Genomic DNA, 16,448 nt, shown 5'->3' with positions numbered 1-16,448 from the left:
GGGCACTCCCGCCCGCTTCGGAGGCTTTCTGGCGAAAGCCTCTCAGCCGTTGGGCCGGGCACCGCGCTGAAGCGCGGTGCGCTGCCGTGCAGATTGCCCCGTTACAGCCGGAAAAACGCGGTGGCGCGCCGGGCGCCAGCCCGGCGCCAGGCCCAAGGCCGCCAGGCGGTTCCGGCAAAGCCGGAGCAGCCGCGGGCGCGGGAGCCGCTGTTGCGCTGAGGATCGTGCCTTATCGGGATCTGCCGCTGGTGGTAAACAGGCTGGAGGACAGCTTCTGGCCGGTTTTCATCGCGCCCAGGATCACGGTCGTCTTGCCGCCTGCGCTGTCATGGATCACCCATTTGCGCAGTTCCACCGGATCACCGGTGAACATCATCTCGATACTGCCGTAATCCGGGTGCTCCGGATCCTGCGCCCGCACGATGGTCGAGGTGCCGTCAAAGCTGTGCCCCACCACCATATTGGCGCGGCCCAAGTCCACCCGGCGGTCGAGGATGATCGACAGCGGCGTCCGTTTCAGCGGATAGGTCTCTGGCGGCTGGTTCGACTTGGGGTCGTGGATCACCACCGCCCCGCCGCCGGCCACAACCGTGCCGCCGCCCTTGCCGTCATATTCAAACCGCATCCGGCCCGGCCGGTGCATGTACAGCTTGCCGGTCGACAGGCTGCCGTCATCGTTGATTTGGGTAAAGGGGGATGACGCCGTGGAGATCCCGTTCAGATAACGGGAAATCTCGTTCAGGCTCAATTTCTCTGCCGCCCAGGACGCCGGCGCGGCGAGGGTCAGCGCAATGGCAAGTGCAATCCGTTTCATGAGTCCAACATAGGTGCGGCATTGCAGATGTGAAGATGCCGGACCCTCGCGAATCCGGCATCGGCAGATTTTTGTCAGCTTACTGTTCGGGAACCAGAATTTCCCGCTTGCCGACATGGTTCGCGGAGGAGACGACGCCCTCTTCCTCCATCTGCTCCACCAGCCGCGCCGCCTTGTTGTAGCCGATTGCCAGCTTGCGCTGGATGTAAGAGGTCGAGCACTTGCGGTCCTTGATCACGATGGCAACCGCCGTGTCATAGAGCGCGTCCTCGGTGTCGGTGTTGCCGCCGGTATTCAGCCCGAGCACCGCGTCGATATTGTCGGCCTTGTCGTCATCCGGGCCGTCCAGCACGCTTCCGACATAGTCCGGCGGTCCGAACTGCTTGAGGTGGTTGACCACCTCCTCGACTTCCTCGTCCGACACGAAGGGCCCGTGGCAGCGGGTGATCTTGGCGCCGCCCGCCATATAGAGCATGTCGCCCATGCCCAGGAGCTGCTCGGCGCCCATTTCGCCCAGGATGGTCCGGCTGTCGATCTTGGAGGTCACCTGGAAGGAAATCCGGGTCGGGAAGTTGGCCTTGATGGTACCGGTGATCACATCGACCGAGGGACGCTGGGTCGCCATGATCAGGTGGATCCCGCTCGCCCGCGCCATCTGCGCCAGACGCTGGATGCAGGCTTCGATCTCCTTGCCCGCGACCATCATCAGGTCGGCCATCTCGTCGACGATGACAACGATATAGGGCAGCGCCTCGGGGGCGAATTGCTCGGTCTCGAACACCGGCTCGCCGGTGTCGTCATCAAATCCGGTCTGCACCGTGCGCGAGAACATCTCGCCCTTGGCCAGTGCATCCTTCACCCGGCCATTGTAGCCCGCGATGTTGCGCACGCCCATCTTGGACATCTTGCGGTAGCGGTCTTCCATCTCGCCCACCACCCATTTCAGGGCCACAACCGCCTTCTTCGGGTCGGTCACAACGGGCGACAGCAGATGCGGGATACCGTCATAGACCGACAGTTCCAGCATCTTGGGGTCGATCATGATCAGGCGGCATTCATCCGGGGTCAGCTTGTACAGCAGCGACAGGATCATGGTGTTGATCGCCACCGACTTGCCGGAGCCGGTGGTGCCCGCGATCAGCAGGTGGGGCATCTTGGCGAGATTTGCGACCATGGCGTCGCCGCCGATATCCTTGCCCAGCGCCAGCGGCAGCGCATGGTTGCCGTCGCCGAAGTCGCGGGACGACAGGATTTCGCGCAGCACCACTTTCTCGCGCTTCTCGTTCGGCAGTTCGATGCCGATCACGGTGCGGCCCGGCACCGTTGAAACCCGCGCCGACAACGCCGACATCGAGCGCGCGATGTCATCTGCCAGGCCGATCACGCGGGAGGCCTTGAGGCCCGGGGCCGGCTCCAGCTCGTACATTGTCACCACCGGGCCGGGGCGGACCGAGACGATCTCGCCCTTGACGCCATAATCGTCCAGCACCGTTTCCAGCATCCGGGCGTTTTCTTCCAGCGCCTCATCGCTGAGATGGTGGCGCTCGATGCCGACCGGGTTGGTCAGCAGGCTCAGCGGCGGCAGCTCGAAATCGCTGCCGCTGTCGTCAAAGGCCAGATTGGGCTGGGCCTCCGCCTTGGCGCGCGCCGAGGGCTGCACGGTCTTGCGCACCGGCTGTTCCACGACAGCCTTGCGCGGCTCTGCCACCGGCAGATCGACCGTCAGGCGCGGTCCTGCCGTCTTTGGCTTTTCCGGGGCGGGCGCGGGCGGCACAGCAGACGCGGCTTGGTCCGGCAGCGCCTCAAACGGCACGTGGTCCGGGGTCAGCATCCCGGACTCAGCGGCAAAGTCCGCGTCATCGGTATCATCATGCAGATCTGCAATCGGGGCTTCGGGGAACGCGGCGTCGTCTTCCGGCGCCTGCCAGGCCAGGACCGGCTCTTCCGGCAGCGGCGGCACCGGGACCATCGCTGCGGTCAGCGGCGGCTCCGGCGGCAGACCGCCCGGGGCGGCTGCCGGGTTGAAGATCAGCGGCGCAGGGCGCGTGCCGCGGCCTTTGGTCAGGGGCAGGTTCGGGTCGTGTTCCGGCGGCACGTTGGCGGCGCGGCGGATGCGGACGGCGTTGGCGATCTTCTGGGAAATCCGGTCCTCGCCAGCCTCGCCGTCTGCCAAAACTTCTGCGCCATCGGTTTCCTCCAGCGCCGCCGCATAGGCATTTGCGGCGGCCGGCGCAGGCGCGGCGCGGCGTATCAGCGACGGAACGCGGGACAGCAGCCCGCCCTTGGCCGGGGCTTCCGGCGCGGCCGGGGCAGCCTCGGCGATGTAATCGCCATAGGGATCCTCGGGGTAATCCTCGAACATCTCGGGGTCTTGGTCCGCGCCGTCATAGGCGGCGGCATCATCCGCAGCGGAATGCGCGCGCCCGGCCCGGTCCTTGCGGTAGGTCATCGCGGCCTGCAGCCCGCTGGAGGCCCCGCGGCCCAGCAGCGCGGCAACCGCGCCATAGCCCAGGATCAGCCCGACCGTGACCTTGTGCAGGCCCTTCTTCACCTCGGGCCAGGTGAAGCCGAGCACGGCGCAGCCCAGCGCCAGCATACCTGCCGCGCTCAGCAGCGACATGATCTTGACCATGAAATGCAGGCTGACCGGCAGCAGCGCCAGAAGCGCGCCCAGGAAGGTATAGCCGACCATGCCGCCGAGGCCGAAATCGTAATTCTGCTGCCAGGCGGAGCTTGCATTGAGGGTTTCCATATGCAGCGCCACAACCAGCAGCCACGGCACCGACAACAGCAGCGGCCAGACCACCCGGTCCTCGCCCCGGTGCAGCACAAAGCGCAGCCCCCAGGTGGACAGGAACAGCGGCAGCGCCCAGCTCGCCTTGCCGAACAGGGTGATCAGAATGAAGGAGACAGAGGCCCCCGGCCGGCCCAGCCAGTTCTGCACCGGCGCGTCGGTGGACACGGTCCAGTTCGGATCCTCCGGCGTGTAGGAGCCGAGCATGGCCGCAACCATCAGCCCCCCCAGAATCAGGGCTATCCCGATCAGTTCCTTGCCGCGCTTTTCAATGGCCGCCTGCATGTTGCTGTCGAGCAGCGGATCGCGGCTGCGGGTTTGAAATGCCATGCCTACCTCAGTTCCGTTTCTTGTGCCTGTGCCCCGCTGTTCACCGCAGGGTCACGCGCCTGTCGTTTATTGGTCTTGGCTGTGCGGCCCCGGCAGGCGCCGCGCAGCGGTGTTCAGTAAAGACAGCCGCGCAGCGTGCTCAGCGCCTTGCGGGTGTCCTCGGCGGGGGCGACAAGCGCCACCCTGATGTAGCTCTCGCCCGGGTTCTGCCCAGGTTCGCCCTGCGCCAGATAGGCACCGGGCAGCACCCGCACGCCGGTTTCCGTCCACAGCTTCAGCGCGGCCTTTTCGCCGTCGTCCACCGGAAGCCACAGAAAGAAGCCTGCTTCAGGCGCCATATAGCCGTTGAGACCGTCGAACACCTCATCGGCGATCTTGTATTTTTCCTGATAAAGCGCCCGGTTCTCCGCCACATGCGCCTCGTCCGCCCAGACCCTGGCCGCAGCAGCTTGCAAGGGCCCCGGCAGCGGAGCCCCGGAATAGGCGCGCAACTGCTTCACCCGCTTGATGGTCTCCGCCCCGCCTGCAATCAGCCCGGAGCGCAGGCCCGGCAGGTTCGACCGTTTAGACAGTGAGTTGAACAGCACCACCCGTTCCGGATCGGCGCCCAGTTCCTGCGCGGCAGTCAGCGCCCCCGCGGGGGCCTCGTCGCGGTAGATTTCGGAATAGCATTCGTCCGCGAAGATGCGGAAATCGTATTTTTCGGCCAGCTGAATCAGCCGGGTCCAGTAATCGCGCGACGCCACAGCGCCCTGCGGGTTGGCGGGTGAGCAGATATAGGCCACCGCGGTGCGGTTCAGCACATCCTCGGGCAGGTTTTCGTAGTCCGGCAGATGGCCGGTGGCCGCGGTCGCGGGCACGAAAACAGGCTCTGCGCCGACGGAGATCGTCGCCACCATATAGACCTGGTAAAACGGGTTCGGGATCAGCACGACGGGCGTCTTGCCGTTCTTCTGCTCCGGGCACAGCGCCATCGCGGCGTTATACAGCCCCTCGCGGGTGCCGTTCAGCGCCATGATCTGCGTTTCCGGGTTCGCGGTCACGCCATAGCGGCGGCTGATCCAATCGGCGATGGCGCCGCGCAGTTCCGGCGTGCCGTCGTTGTCCGGATACTGGTTAAACCCGGCCGCATTCTCGGCGATGACATCAGAGACCCAGGCCGGGAACGCATGTTTCGGCTCGCCAATGGTCATATGCACCACATCCCCGCCGGGAGTGTGATGGTCCAGAAGCGCCCTCAGGCGCGGAAACGCATAGGCTGGCAGGTTCGAAAACCGCTCAGGAAAATCCATGTCTTGTGCCTCGGTCACGGGATCATTGGCGCCCCGTTTGCGCCTCAGGTTACAGATGGCGGGCGGGTGCGTCCACCCGGTGATGCGGCCGATGGGCCGAATGTGTCTTTCAGGCCAAGGCGGCCTCGATCGCGGCGCCGGTGCGCAGCAGCGCCTCCTCGCAGTCCGGCTGTCCCAGCACTTGCAGCCCGCAACTGGGCGTGCCTGTGGGCAGCGACAGCGCGCAAACGCCCATGAGGTTGCCGACCCGCGTGTTGCGCAGAGCCAGCAGGTTGGACTGCACGTAATAGTCATGGTCGCTTTGCAGCCGCTCCAGGTTGGGCGGCAAATTCGGTGAGGCCGGGCTGAGCACTGCGTCAAACCCTGCCACGGCCTGATCCCAGGCCATGCGGCACTGTTCCAGCTTGGCCCAGGCCGCCACGTAATCCGGACCGCTGAACTGTGCGCCGGTGCGGAAACGCTCCAGGATTTCCGCATACATCAGCTGCGGCGCGGCCTCGATCACGTCTTTCCACAGCCCATAGGCTTCGGTGGTGTAAAGAACCGGGCTGAGGCCCATCGCCTCCTCCAGCTCCGGCACTTCCAGCGGCACGATCAGCGCGCCGGCCTCCTTCAGCTTTGCCAGAGTTTCCCGGTAGGCCGCCGCGATTTTCGGGTCGAGGTCATCCTGCACGACATTCTGCAGGTCGGCAAAGCGGCGCCCTTTCAGAGCCGCGGGTTTGCGCAGATCGGGCCCCGCAGTGCCTTCCAGGACGCCCAGCAGCAGTCCGGCATCCTCCACCGAGCGGGCCAGCGGGCCGACGGTGTCGAACTTCAGGCACAGCGGCACCACGCCCTCCAGGGTGATCCGGCCCGACGTGGTCTTGAGCCCCACCAGATCGTTCCAGGCAGCAGGGATGCGCACCGACCCGCCGGTGTCAGAGCCGATGCCAGCCGCCGCCAGGCCAAAGGCCACCGATGCCGCGGCACCGGAGGACGACCCGCCCGGCGCTGCGCCCTGGTCATTCACGCAGGGCGGTGTTTGCTTGACCGGGTTGAAGCCCAGGCCGGAAAAGGCCAGCTCGCTCATATGGGTTTTCCCCAGGCAGACCGTGCCCATGAGGGTTGCGTTGCTCAGCACCGCCGCGTCCTGATCCGGCACCCGGCCTTTCAGCAGGTCAGAGCCGGATTCGGTCGCGGTGCCTGCGCTGTCGAACAAATCCTTCCAGCTGACCGGAACCCCGTCCAGCGGAGACCGGCGCAGGCCCAGACCAGCGCGCTGCTCAGCCGCTTCCGCTTCCGCCAGCGCCCGGTCACGGGTCACCTGCGTGTAGATCCGGTCTGTCAGGGGGTGGGCGTCAATGGCGTCCAGATAGCAGCGGGTCAGCGCCACCGGGCCGATTTCACCCGCCTCAATCCCGCGTCCCAGATCGGCGGCCGTCATCGTCAGCCAGTCTTGCATAAGCCCGTCTCCCCGTAAGCAGTTGCGGGTGACGGTAGCGGCAGCAGGACGCAGGCACAATCCCGCGCTTCCTGCATGGACAATCCCGCCAGCAGGCGCATATTGCGGGGCATGAAAAATGCGTCCGATATCCTGATCGTGGGCGGCGGGCTGAATGGCCCGGCGCTGGCCCTGGCCCTGGCTCAGACCGGCCACAGCGTTACCGTGGTCGACTCGCTGACCCCGGACAAACTGGCCGATGACGGGTTCGACGGCCGCGGCTACGCGCTGGCGCTCGCCTCGCAGCGGCTGCTGCAGCAGACCGGCGTCTGGCAGCATGTCGGGGACAACGCGCAACCGATGCTGGAAATCAAGGTGACGGACGGGCACGCTGGCCACGGCCCCTCACCTTTCTTCATCCATTTCGACCATGCCGAGTTGGAAGAAGGCCCGATGGGATACATGGTCGAGGACCGCTTCCTGCGCCGCGCCTTCCTGCAGGCGATGGAAGACCAGCCGCAGATCACGCTCGTGTCCGGCAGGACCGTGACCGCACAGGCTCCGGACCAGACCGGCGTGACAGTGACCCTGGACGACGGCGGAGAGCTGCGCGGCCAGATTCTGGTCGGCTCCGACGGGCGCCGCAGCGGCACCGCCCGGCGGGCGGGCATCAAGCGCACCGGCTGGGATTACGGCCAGACCGCGCTGGTTTGCGCGATCGACCACGAAAAACCGCACCACGGCATCGCGCATCAGTTCTTCATGCCGCCCGGGCCGCTGGCAATCCTGCCGCTGCCGGGCAACCGGTCCTCCATCGTTTGGAGCGAGCGGACGGAGACCGCCTGCGCCATTCACGCCCTGGATGACGCGGAATATATCCAGGCTTTACGCCCCCGGTTCGGCGATTTCCTGGGGGAGATTTCCCTGGCTGGCAAGCGCTTCACCTACCCGCTGAACCTGACCATCGCCAACAGCTTCATTGGCAAGCGCATGGCCCTGGTTGGTGACGCCGCACACGGGATGCACCCGATTGCCGGCCAAGGCCTGAACGCCGGCCTGCGCGATGTCGGAGCACTGGCCGAAGTGATCACCGAAGCCACCCGGCGGGGTGAAGATATCGGCTCGCCGCTGGTGATGGCGCGTTACCAGCAATGGCGCCGCTTTGACACCGCCTCGCTGGTGGCGGCCACGGATGTGTTCAACCGGCTGTTCTCCAACGACAACCCGCTGCTGCGGCTGGGCCGGGACATCGGCATGGGCGTGGCCGGCGCGATCCCGGGGCTGCGCCGCAATTTCGTGCGCGAAGCGGCAGGGCTGACCGGCGACCTGCCCCGGCTGCTGAAAGGCCAGGCGATCTAGGCGGCGTCCCGCACAGGAAGCCGGCGGGAGCGGCACCGCGCTGGCGCGCAGGGCCGCGGCTGCCCGGCCCCTTCAGTGCTGGGACCGGGCTTAGTCCAGCTCGCGCGCCTCATCCACCAGCATCACAGGGATGCCATTGCGGATCGGGAAGGCAAGATTGGCCGCGCGCGAAATCAACTCCTGTGCCTGGGCATCATAGTCCAGCACGGTCTGGGTCAGCGGACAGACCAGCGCTTCCAGCATCCGCCGGTCAAAGGCCGGCACCTGTGGTTCCGTCATTGCAGGGTTTCCTCCTGAGAGCCGCCGCGCAGGGCGAATTCGATCAAAGTGACAAGCGTTTCCCGCCTTGTCGCAAGGCAGGGCGCCTCGAGCAAGGCCTGTTTGTCCTCGGGGTCGAACTCCAGCAGCATCGCCAGGGAATTGATCAGCAGCTCATCTTCAGCCTCTTTCAGCGCCTCCCAGTCAGTCGACAGGCTGCGGGCGGTAAAGAACCGCTCCAGCAGGTTCAGGAACGAGGGGCGGTCGAGCGCCGCATCCGCCTCGGTCCGGCCCAGGTCGCGCTCAAATCCTGCCCAGCTGACATCACAGCGCCGGTACGGCGCAAACCCGCCGGACTCGCGGGTGACGCGGAACCGGGACACGCCAGACAGCGTGACCAGGTACCGGCCGTCTTCGGTTTCGGAGAACTGGGTGACCCGCCCGGCGCAGCCGATCGCATGCAGGTCTTCGCCCTGCCCGTTCGGCCCCGGGCAAGGCTGTACCATGCCGATCAGCCGCTGCCGCGTTTTCAGCGTGTCTTCAAGCATTTGCAGATACCGCGGCTCAAAGATGTGCAGCGGCAGGCGTGAGCGGGGCAGCAAAAGCGCCCCGGGCAAGGGAAACACGGCAATGGTGTCCGGCAGATCGGCAGGCTGGATCATAGGACAGAGTGTAGTGCTGCCCCGATTTTAGGCAAATATCATCGAGCTCAGCTTGCGCCGTCCGTTCAGAACCACCGGGTCGTTCGGCTTGAGCGCATCGAAGATGGTGAAGAGCTGCGTCTTGGCGGCCCCGTCATTCCAGTCCCGGTCGCGGCGGAACAGCTCCAGCAGTTCAGCAACGGCCGCCTCGGTGTCGCCGGTTGCATGCAGGGCCTGCGCCAGGTCGAATCGGGCCTGGTGATCGCCGGGGTTTGCGTCCACAGCGGCCCGCAGCTCTGTCACCGGACCGGCATTTTCCGCCTGGCGGGCAAGCTCGATCTGCGCAAAGGCCGCTTCGATTTCCGCCGCGGAGGCGATGTCCGCCGGCGCGCCGTTCAGCACCGCTTCGGCCTGATCCAATTCGCCCAGGGCTATATGGGCCCGCGCCAGCCCGCCATAGGCGGCGGCGCACTTGTCGTCCTCGCCCAGGATGGCGGCAAAGGTCTGGGCCGCATCCGCAACCGCGCCTTCGGCCAGCATCTGTTCCGCGGCCTCCAGCGCTTCGCCAAGCCCGCCGTCGGCGGTGCCGCCCGCGGCCTCGATCACGTTCTTCAGGAAAGCGTCGATTTCCGACGCCGGCAAGGCGCCCTGGAACATGTCGACCGGGCGGCCCTGCACAAAGGCGACAACGGTCGGGATGGATTGCAGCGGCAGCCCCTGCTGCGCCAGCGCCTGCGCCAGGCGCTGGTTCTCATCGACGTTGATCTTGGCCATGGTGACGGCGCCCTTGGCCTTGGTGACGGCCGCCTCCAGCATCGGACCCAGGGTTTTACAAGGACCGCACCAGGGGGCCCAGAAATCCACGATCACCGGAGCCTGCATCGACGCGTCGACCACGTCCTGCATAAAGGTGGCTTCGGTCACGTCCTTGATCAGATCGCCCGCTGGTGCGGCGCTGCCAAAAAAGTCGCTCATAAGTTTGTTCTCCGCTTGGAACTTCCCCCCTATATGGAATCCTAAGCGCCGGAAACCAAGAGAGGAGTTGGTCACGGCACGGCCCCGGTCTGACCTCCGTGCCGCATCGGAACGGCTGATGCGCCCGGATGATGCCGCCCGCAACCGGCATGCAAATCCCCGGGGCATTACAGCCGCATCGCGGGGCTGCCGCTGATGATCCCGACCGCGCGCTCCCGCCCCCGCTGGCTGGCCCTGGCTGCGCCAGCCCCCTGGCGGCGTTGGGCCGCACGCCGCGCTGCCGCGCGGCGTGCGGCCCAACGGAGAAGGGTCATTCAGCGGAGGACCCGGATCAGGCGGGAGCCCCCGCCCCGCCCGCTGTCACAGATCGAAGGTTGCAAACACCGGCGCGTGGTCGCTGGGTTTTTCCCAGCCGCGGGCATCGCGCAGGATGCGGCTGGAATGGCCCGCCCCGGCAATATCCGGTGTCGCCCAGACATGATCCAGCCGCCGCCCCTTGTCCGCCGCATCCCAGTCGCGCGCGCGGTAAGACCACCAGCTGTAGAGCTTGCCCCCGGGGATATCGCGGCGGGTGATGTCGATCCAGCCGCCCGCCTCCTGGGTGTCGGCCAGATGCTCGACCTCCACGGGCGTGTGGCTCACCACCTTCAGCAGCTTCTTGTGATCCCAGACGTCATCCTCGCGCGGCGCGATGTTCAGGTCGCCTACGAGAATGGATTTCTCCGGCTTGTCCGCATGGAACCAGTCGCGCATGGCTGTCAGGTAGTCCAGCTTCTGGCCGAACTTTTCATTCACCTCCCGGTCCGGCACGTCGCCGCCCGCCGGCACATAGAAGTTGTGGATCACCACCCCGTTCTCCAGCCGGCCGGCCACATGCCTGGCATGGCCAAGGGCGGCAAAGTCCTGCTCCCCGGCATCCTCGATCGGCAGCCGCGACAGGATTGCAACGCCGTTATACCCCTTCTGCCCGCGCGCAATCATGTGGCGGTAGCCGAGCGCCGCAAACCCCTCCACCGGGATCTTCTCCACCGGGCTTTTGCACTCCTGCAGGCACAGCACATCCGGCCCTTCTTCCTGCAAAAGCTTCTGCACAATCGGCTCGCGCAGGCGGACCGAGTTGATGTTCCAGGTGGCAAGGGTAAATGGCATCGCGCGCCTCATCATGAAATCCGGGTTCGGGCGCGATACTGCCCGCCCCGGCCAGGAAGGGCCAGAGAGGAATTGCGCAAAGGCCCGGTGCGGCCCGGTTCCAAAAAAAAGGCCGGGCAGAAGGCCCGGCCAAGTCCAACAGGGAGGTGCATATCGTAACCCGGATATGCGCGGGATCGAATACAGTCTAAAGATGAACTCTAGTGTCTTCTTTGATCTGGCTCAACGCGTGTCTCAGGCAACCAGCCGGTATCCGCCTGATTCCGTCACCAGCAGGCGCGCATTCGACGGATCGGGCTCGATTTTCTGCCGCAGCCGGTAGATATGGGTTTCCAGCGTGTGGGTGGTGACACCCGCATTGTAGCCCCAGACCTCATGCAGCAGCACATCGCGCGGCACCACCCCGTCGCTGGAGCGGTAGAGGAACTTGAGGATATTGGTCTCTTTCTCCGTCAGCCGGATCTTGCGGTCATCCTCAGTGATCAGCAGTTTCATCGCAGGCTTGAACGTGTAAGGCCCCAGCGCAAAGACCGCATCCTCCGACTGCTCATGCTGGCGCAGCTGGGCGCGGATGCGGGCCAGAAGCACCGGGAACTTGAACGGCTTGGAGACATAGTCGTTGGCGCCGGCATCCAGCCCCAGGATAGTATCGGCATCGCTGTCATGGCCGGTCAGCATCAGGATCGGCGACTTCACCCCCTGCTTGCGCATCAGGCGGCACAGCTCCCGCCCGTCGGTGTCCGGCAGGCCGACATCCAGAATGATAAGGTCATAAAGGGCTTCCTTGGCGCGCTCCATCGCGCTTTGGCCGTTCTCAGCCTCGAAGACATCGAAGTCCTCGGTCATCACCAGCTGCTCGCTCAAGGCTTCGCGCAGGTCCTCGTCGTCATCAACCAGCAGAATTTTCTTCAGTTGCGCCATCGGCTCACCCTCCTGTTCGTGAAACCACAAATGCGCATCCCTTGCGCCCGCGGCAAGATTTGCTGCAAAACTCTCACGCCGACGTGTCCATGACATGGAAATTGTTTCACATCCGTTGCATTTGGGCGTAAAGACGGCGAGCCTTTGTTACAGAATAACACCGGATACCCCGCATGAGCCTGATGCCCACGATGATCGAACTGCTGGCCCGCGCCCGGGTCGATCTGCGCATGGGGCTGCCGGTGGTGCTGGTAAACGGCGAGGAAGCGGCGCTGGCGATTGCTGTCGAATCGCTGACAGAGGCACGCCTGGCAGACATGCGGGCGCTGGGGGAGTTGTCGCTGGCGCTGACCGCGCGCCGGGCGGATACGCTGAAAGCCCGGGTTTACGACGAGGATATTGCGCGTGTTGCCGTTCCCGCATCCGAGGGGCTGCATTGGATCCAGGCGCTGGCAGACCCGGCGGACGACCTGAACACACCGATGAAAGGCCCGCTGTCGAGCCAGCGCGGCGGCAGCGCGGACCTGCACCGGCTGGCGATTGCGCTGGTGAAATCCGCGCGCCTGCTGCCGGCCGCGGCCCTGGTGCCGCTCAGCGGGGCGGCTGAATTTGCCGCCGGTCACGGGCTGACCACCCTGTCCCGGACTGCCGCGGCACCGCTGCTCAGCGAAAGCTCGCCCCTGCATCCGGTGGCTGCGGCCCGCCTGCCGATGGACGCCGCCGAAGCCGGGCGCCTGCACATCTTCCGGCCCGAGGATGGCGCCGAGGAGCATTACGCCGTCGAAATCGGCCGTCCCGACCGTTCCAAACCGGTGCTGGCGCGGCTGCATTCGGCCTGCTTCACCGGCGATGTGCTGGGCTCGCTCAAATGCGATTGCGGCCCGCAGCTGCGCGGCGCGCTGGCGCAGATGGGCGAAGAAGGCGCAGGCGTGCTGCTGTACCTCAATCAGGAGGGCCGGGGCATCGGGCTTGCCAATAAGATGCGGGCCTATTCCTTGCAGGATCAGGGCTTTGACACGGTGGAGGCCAACCACCGGCTCGGCTTTGAAGATGATGAGCGCGATTTCCGCCTGGGGGCCGCCATTCTGCAGAAGATGGGGTTTTCCCAAGTGCGGTTGCTGACCAACAACCCGAACAAGATCGCAATGATGGAAAAAACCGGCATCCACGTCGCGGAGCGGGTGGCCCTGCAAGTCGGTGAAAACGCCCACAACCAGCATTACCTGGCCACCAAGGCCCGCAAATCCGGGCACATGCTGTAATGTCCCCGGCAGATCTGGTCCTGACCCCGCGCGGTGTGCGATTCCTGGGCCGGATTCTGCCCTGCACCATTGGCAAAGGCGGGTTGTCCCGCGCCAAACGCGAAGGCGATGGCGCCACGCCCATCGGCATTCACCGGATTGCGGGAATGCTCTACCGCCCGGACCGGCTTCCCCGGCCCGCTCCGTGGGCAGAGCCGATCGGCCCAGGCGATCTGTGGTCGGATGATGCAGGCCACAGCGCCTACAACCGCCATGTGCGGGCGCCTTATGCGTTCAGCCACGAAAAGCTGCGCCGGGTGGATCCGCTGTATGATCTGATCCTGGTCACGGATTGGAACTGGCCGGACGCCGTGCCCGGCAAAGGCTCAGCCATCTTCCTGCACCAATGGCGGCGTCCGGGGTTTCCCACCGAAGGCTGCATCGCCTTTTCCCGGGCCAACCTTCACTGGCTGGCCGCCCGCCTCCAGCCGGGCACCCGGCTCATCGTGCCGCCCTTGGGCCGCGCCTGACGCACCCAAGACTTGTCTAATAAGTCTTCGCAGAAGTTTTCACAAAATTTTTGCGCCTCAGTAAGTCCGGGCACCGAAGATGGCAGAGCCGACCCGGACATGGGTCGCGCCAAGCGCAATGGCAGTCTCAAAATCGCCGCTCATGCCCATCGACAGGCCCTGCAGGCCGTTGCGTTTGGCAATCTTGGCCAGCAGCGCGAAATGCAGGCTCGGCTCCTCATCCACCGGCGGGATGCACATCAGCCCCTTGACCGGCAGATCCAGCGCGCGGCATTCGGCGATGAAAGCATCCGCATCCGCCGGCATCACGCCTGCCTTCTGCTCCTCTTCGCCGGTGTTCACCTGAATGAACAGGTCCGGGCATGTGCCCAATTCCTGCGCCAGCCGGGCCAGGGTGTTGGCCAGTTTCGGGCGGTCGACCGAATGAATGCTGTCAAACAGCTCCATCGCCTGGCGCGCCTTGTTGGTTTGCAAAGGGCCGATCAGGTGCAGGTCGATCCCGTCGAAGCGCTCGGCAAAGGCAGGCCATTTGCCTGCGGCCTCCTGCACCTTGTTCTCGCCAAAACAGCGGTGGCCTTCTTCCAGCACCGCTTCAACCCGCTCATTCGGCTGCACCTTGGAGACCGCGATCAGCTTTACGTTGCCCGGCGCGCGGCCTGCGTTTGCTTCGGCCTTGGCAATCCTGGATTTGATCTCGTCTAGCGGCATGGGTCCGGCCTCATCTCTGTTTGGCCGCAAAAAACACTGTTTGGCCGCCAATGTTAAGAGCCAAAAGAAAGGGGCGGGCCCCCGAAGGAACCCGCCCCGAAAGTCACGCTAGGCGTGCTTCAGCTTAGAAGCTGAAGTGCAGACCTGCCTGAACGGAGTTGTCGTTGTCGTCGGCTGCGGTGTTCACGTAGCCAGCAACAAAGGTCACGCCGCCACCCAGGTCATACTCGTAGTTGATGCCGAAGGAGGTGCCGTCGTTGACGCTCTGGTCTGCGGCCAGAACGGTGTCGTCGATGTCAGCGGAGTTCACCCAGCCGATCAGGGTCGAGGCTGCGCCGATTTCGGCTTCGCCTGCCAGGGTCACGCTGTCTGCGCGCTCGGTTTCAGCGTACTGCAGGGTTGCGCCGAACTGACCAAAGTCTGCGCCAGCGGCGAAGAACATGATGTCGTCGTTTGCATTAACTGCAACGCCGCCTTTGGTGATCAGCGGGCCGTTGTCGGACGCCTGGTAAGCACCGGTCACGAAGTAGTCGCCGAAGGCGTAGTTCAGCATGATCGCGGTACGCTCTTCACCGTTTGCGTCGGTGGAGGTGCCTGCGGTGCCGTTCTGCTTCGAGTAGGAGACGTGGCCGGTGAAGCCGCCAGCGGAGTAGATGGCTTCGATGCCGCCACGGCCAACGCCAGCGGAGGTGAAGGTGTCAAAGCCAGCGCCTTTGATGGCCAGGGAGTTGAAGCCCATGCCGTCGATGCCGGTGCCAACCGAGGTGGTGTTCAGGTACAGGCCCGGTGCGGAGTCGATCGCGCCCCAGATGTTGCCGACGTTCACACGCAGACCGCCGTATGCGACGTGGAACTGCGGGCTGGACCAGTTAGCTGCGCCCTGAGCGCCGTCACGGTTTTCTGCCTGTGCGCGGATACGGCCGCCAACGGTCACGCCACCGTCGGTTTCGGTCGACGCGTCAAAGGTCAGACGGAAACGGCTGGTGATGTTGGTTGCATCGGTGTTGTCCAGGTTGCCGGTAACGTCGTTTGCTTCGTTCCAGTCCAGGCCGAAACGGCCGTAGCCGGAGATTTTGACTTCTGCCGCGGCCATGCCTGCGGTGGCGATCAGCGCGGTAGTCGCGAAGAGAACCTTTTTCATAGTTTTTCCCTCGGTTTTCTATTCCTCAGCCCAAACCGGGGAATCCGGCGTGGGTATGCCAAGGGGTTTCGCTCTTTCGCCCCCGTTTTGGCAAGTCTTCGGAAAGTCAGGGGAAACGATGCGGGGCTGGATGGTGCAGCTTTGCCACAGTCTGCCCGCCCCCGGCGCGCTGTAGCGCCGGATAAGCCCCGGGTTCCGGCGGAAACACCCGGCGGCGCAGCACTACACCCTCACTATAGAAGCCAAAGCCCTTGCTCCGCCGGCTTGGCTTGCGTTAGGTGTTCGCGCAGAAAATGGCTCCGGGAGCGGTTATGGAATACGGAAAGACCCTGCGGGTAACTTTGGTTGGCGCGATCTGTCTCAGCCTCGCGGCGTGCGGCGGCAACAGAGGCGGCGACGCGCCGGCCAGCACGGCCCGGACAATCAGCCACAAGGAAGAGATTCAGGGCGCCGCGACCAAGTCCTCGGTCTTTGACTTCCTGAATGCCAAGCCGGATCAGACCGTTCAGGTGAACCGCTACCTGTGGACCGCCAGCCTGGATGTGCTGTCGTTCCTGCCGGTTCAGTCGGTCGATCCTTTCACCGGTGTGATTGTCACCGGCTACGGCACCCCGCCGGGCGGCGGCCGCTCTTACCGGGCGACCATCCATATCAAGGATCCGGCGCTGGACGCGCGTTCCCTGAATGTGGCGCTGCAGTCCAAGGGCGGCCCGGTCAGCGCCAGCACCACCCGGGCGGTCGAAGACGCGATTCTTTCCCGCGCGCGCCAGCTACGGATCGCGGACAAGAAACTCTGACCCGCTGCGCACTGGAATCACCTGCCAAACCCCATTATCAGATGCGCCGGGCCCCCTGCCCGGCGTTTTCATGCAAAG

15 protein-coding genes are annotated in these 16,448 nt (G+C 65.1%); 4 read left to right on the top strand and 11 right to left on the bottom strand.

Translation table 11 applies throughout. The features are described from left to right. Positions 1-229: 229 nt before the first annotated feature. The 4 genes from DAEP_RS0115770 to DAEP_RS0115755 all read right to left on the bottom strand — a co-directional run bounded on the left by DAEP_RS0115770 (position 230) and on the right by DAEP_RS0115755 (position 6,671). Positions 230-814: a LolA family protein gene (locus DAEP_RS0115770; protein ID WP_027245327.1), complete on the bottom strand. Its 585-nt coding sequence runs from the start codon at positions 812-814 to the stop codon at positions 230-232. A gap of 79 nt (positions 815-893) precedes the next feature. Beyond that, positions 894-3,938, bottom strand: a complete 3,045-nt coding sequence (locus DAEP_RS0115765; RefSeq protein WP_027245326.1) for a DNA translocase FtsK — start codon at positions 3,936-3,938, stop codon at positions 894-896. Between the two features lie 113 nt (positions 3,939-4,051). Then, the gene (locus DAEP_RS0115760) at positions 4,052-5,230 is read right to left on the bottom strand and encodes an aminotransferase class I/II-fold pyridoxal phosphate-dependent enzyme (RefSeq protein ID WP_027245325.1); all 1,179 of its coding nucleotides are present in this window, start codon (positions 5,228-5,230) and stop codon (positions 4,052-4,054) included. A 109-nt stretch (positions 5,231-5,339) separates the two neighbouring features. Continuing rightward, positions 5,340-6,671, bottom strand: coding sequence for an amidase (locus tag DAEP_RS0115755; RefSeq protein ID WP_027245324.1), 1,332 nt, complete (start codon positions 6,669-6,671; stop codon positions 5,340-5,342). A gap of 111 nt (positions 6,672-6,782) precedes the next feature. On the opposite strand from DAEP_RS0115755, the gene DAEP_RS0115750 reads away from it, so the two are divergent. Beyond that, positions 6,783-8,009 carry an FAD-dependent monooxygenase gene (locus tag DAEP_RS0115750; protein WP_027245323.1) on the top strand — a complete coding sequence of 409 codons (1,227 nt, stop codon included), beginning with the start codon at positions 6,783-6,785 and terminating at the stop codon, positions 8,007-8,009. Positions 8,010-8,099: 90 nt separating this feature from the next. Here DAEP_RS0115750 and DAEP_RS0115745 read toward each other — a convergent pair whose 3' ends face one another. The 5 genes from DAEP_RS0115745 to DAEP_RS0115725 form a co-directional block, all read right to left on the bottom strand. Continuing rightward, positions 8,100-8,288 carry a Trm112 family protein gene (locus DAEP_RS0115745; RefSeq protein WP_008556932.1) on the bottom strand — a complete coding sequence of 63 codons (189 nt, stop codon included), beginning with the start codon at positions 8,286-8,288 and terminating at the stop codon, positions 8,100-8,102. Beyond that, positions 8,285-8,929, bottom strand: a complete 645-nt coding sequence (locus DAEP_RS0115740; RefSeq protein ID WP_008556701.1) for an LON peptidase substrate-binding domain-containing protein — start codon at positions 8,927-8,929, stop codon at positions 8,285-8,287. Before DAEP_RS0115740 ends, DAEP_RS0115745 begins: the two co-directional genes overlap by 4 nt. Before the next feature lie 27 nt (positions 8,930-8,956). Then, entirely contained in the window at positions 8,957-9,883 is a 927-nt protein-coding gene (locus DAEP_RS0115735) for a thioredoxin family protein (RefSeq protein WP_027245322.1), read from the bottom strand. A gap of 360 nt (positions 9,884-10,243) precedes the next feature. Beyond that, positions 10,244-11,032 carry an exodeoxyribonuclease III gene (locus tag DAEP_RS0115730; RefSeq protein WP_027245321.1) on the bottom strand — a complete coding sequence of 263 codons (789 nt, stop codon included), beginning with the start codon at positions 11,030-11,032 and terminating at the stop codon, positions 10,244-10,246. 234 nt (positions 11,033-11,266) lie between these two features. Further along, positions 11,267-11,953 carry a response regulator transcription factor gene (locus DAEP_RS0115725; RefSeq protein WP_027245320.1) on the bottom strand — a complete coding sequence of 229 codons (687 nt, stop codon included), beginning with the start codon at positions 11,951-11,953 and terminating at the stop codon, positions 11,267-11,269. 173 nt (positions 11,954-12,126) lie between these two features. On the opposite strand from DAEP_RS0115725, the gene ribA reads away from it, so the two are divergent. Both ribA and DAEP_RS0115715 read left to right on the top strand, forming a co-directional pair. Continuing rightward, positions 12,127-13,215: a GTP cyclohydrolase II gene (gene ribA, locus DAEP_RS0115720; RefSeq protein ID WP_008557077.1), complete on the top strand. Its 1,089-nt coding sequence runs from the start codon at positions 12,127-12,129 to the stop codon at positions 13,213-13,215. Next, positions 13,215-13,724, top strand: a complete 510-nt coding sequence (locus DAEP_RS0115715; RefSeq protein ID WP_027245319.1) for a L,D-transpeptidase family protein — start codon at positions 13,215-13,217, stop codon at positions 13,722-13,724. The genes ribA and DAEP_RS0115715 overlap by 1 nt, the downstream gene beginning before the upstream one ends. 57 nt (positions 13,725-13,781) lie before the next feature. Here the strand turns inward: DAEP_RS0115715 and DAEP_RS0115710 are convergent, their stop codons facing one another. Next, on the bottom strand, positions 13,782-14,432 hold the full coding sequence (locus tag DAEP_RS0115710) for a YggS family pyridoxal phosphate-dependent enzyme (protein ID WP_027245318.1): 651 nt from the start codon (positions 14,430-14,432) through the stop codon (positions 13,782-13,784). Positions 14,433-14,556: 124 nt separating this feature from the next. After that, complete coding sequence (locus DAEP_RS0115705) at positions 14,557-15,573, bottom strand: porin (protein ID WP_027245317.1); 1,017 nt, start codon at positions 15,571-15,573, stop codon at positions 14,557-14,559. Positions 15,574-15,884: 311 nt separating this feature from the next. Here DAEP_RS0115705 and DAEP_RS0115700 point away from each other — a divergent pair, with 311 nt between their 5' ends. Further along, positions 15,885-16,370, top strand: coding sequence for a DUF3576 domain-containing protein (locus tag DAEP_RS0115700; protein WP_008553872.1), 486 nt, complete (start codon positions 15,885-15,887; stop codon positions 16,368-16,370). The last annotated feature ends 78 nt before the right edge of the window (positions 16,371-16,448 follow it).

The organism is Leisingera daeponensis DSM 23529 (assembly GCF_000473145.1).
GTDB lineage: Bacteria > Pseudomonadota > Alphaproteobacteria > Rhodobacterales > Rhodobacteraceae > Leisingera > Leisingera daeponensis.
The sequence above is the reverse complement of the archived record's forward strand: the minus strand, read 5'-3'. Positions and strand labels throughout refer to the sequence as shown.

Bases quoted from the DNA above. Each gene is read 5' to 3' on its own strand.
- DAEP_RS0115770 (WP_027245327.1), bottom strand. From the start codon at position 814: ATGAAACGGATTGCACTTGCCATTGCGCTGACCCTCGCCGCGCCGGCG.
- DAEP_RS0115765 (WP_027245326.1), bottom strand. From the start codon at position 3,938: ATGGCATTTCAAACCCGCAGCCGCGATCCGCTGCTCGACAGCAACATG.
- DAEP_RS0115760 (WP_027245325.1), bottom strand. From the start codon at position 5,230: ATGGATTTTCCTGAGCGGTTTTCGAACCTGCCAGCCTATGCGTTTCCG.
- DAEP_RS0115755 (WP_027245324.1), bottom strand. From the start codon at position 6,671: ATGCAAGACTGGCTGACGATGACGGCCGCCGATCTGGGACGCGGGATT.
- DAEP_RS0115750 (WP_027245323.1), top strand. From the start codon at position 6,783: ATGAAAAATGCGTCCGATATCCTGATCGTGGGCGGCGGGCTGAATGGC.
- DAEP_RS0115745 (WP_008556932.1), bottom strand. From the start codon at position 8,288: ATGACGGAACCACAGGTGCCGGCCTTTGACCGGCGGATGCTGGAAGCG.
- DAEP_RS0115740 (WP_008556701.1), bottom strand. From the start codon at position 8,929: ATGATCCAGCCTGCCGATCTGCCGGACACCATTGCCGTGTTTCCCTTG.
- DAEP_RS0115735 (WP_027245322.1), bottom strand. From the start codon at position 9,883: ATGAGCGACTTTTTTGGCAGCGCCGCACCAGCGGGCGATCTGATCAAG.
- DAEP_RS0115730 (WP_027245321.1), bottom strand. From the start codon at position 11,032: ATGCCATTTACCCTTGCCACCTGGAACATCAACTCGGTCCGCCTGCGC.
- DAEP_RS0115725 (WP_027245320.1), bottom strand. From the start codon at position 11,953: ATGGCGCAACTGAAGAAAATTCTGCTGGTTGATGACGACGAGGACCTG.
- ribA (WP_008557077.1), top strand. From the start codon at position 12,127: ATGAGCCTGATGCCCACGATGATCGAACTGCTGGCCCGCGCCCGGGTC.
- DAEP_RS0115715 (WP_027245319.1), top strand. From the start codon at position 13,215: ATGTCCCCGGCAGATCTGGTCCTGACCCCGCGCGGTGTGCGATTCCTG.
- DAEP_RS0115710 (WP_027245318.1), bottom strand. From the start codon at position 14,432: ATGCCGCTAGACGAGATCAAATCCAGGATTGCCAAGGCCGAAGCAAAC.
- DAEP_RS0115705 (WP_027245317.1), bottom strand. From the start codon at position 15,573: ATGAAAAAGGTTCTCTTCGCGACTACCGCGCTGATCGCCACCGCAGGC.
- DAEP_RS0115700 (WP_008553872.1), top strand. From the start codon at position 15,885: ATGGAATACGGAAAGACCCTGCGGGTAACTTTGGTTGGCGCGATCTGT.